The sequence below is a fragment of the Gordonia sp. IITR100 genome (assembly GCF_002009645.1).
Lineage (GTDB): Bacteria > Actinomycetota > Actinomycetes > Mycobacteriales > Mycobacteriaceae > Gordonia > Gordonia hongkongensis.
Genome location: NZ_MVKV01000054.1, coordinates 1 through 600, shown reverse-complemented (window position 1 = coordinate 600; position 600 = coordinate 1). Strand labels below are relative to the sequence as shown.

Sequence of the window (600 nt, the reverse complement as noted above, 5' to 3'; positions counted from 1 at the left end):
TTGGCGAGTACATTGGTCTCATGTCCTCGATCACCGAGCTCCGCGACACCCTCATTGGTCTGCAACCCCCGCCCGACGACGGGAGTGGTCGCCCGGTAGTCGAGCGACTCGACGAACTACGCGTGCTGCGCAACGTCCTCGATCACCAGATCGCCGTCCACATCGCCCTGTTGGAGGATTCGGGGGCACCGGCGCGAGCTGGGTCGACGACCCGATCCTGGCTGATCGAGATCGGCCTACCCCCGACGGCCGCGCACCGCGGTGCACGGATCGCCGCCGGACTGGGATCGTTGCCGAAAGTCGCCGACTGCGCCGCCGACGGGTATCTCGCGGCCGAGTGTGTCGATGCCGTGGTCCGCGGCATCGCGTCCATCGACAAACAGGCAGCGACTGCGTTGTCCGACGATGACCGGTCGGTGTTCGAGAGCGAACTACTGGCGCAGGCGTTCTCCGGGGCCACCCCCGCCGAGATCAACACTCACGCCCGGAGCATCGCCATGCGGGTCGCCGATGACGATCCGCACGCGGTCGCGCCGGCCGATGATGCGTCGCTGAACACCTTGCACACCAGGGTGACCGACGAAGGCCGGGTCGCGATCA

At 67.3% G+C, this 600-nt stretch carries 1 pseudogene; it reads left to right on the top strand.

The features are described from left to right. Positions 1-20: 20 nt before the first annotated feature. Positions 21-600, top strand: a pseudogene (locus B1818_RS23850) (HNH endonuclease); the annotation flags it as partial.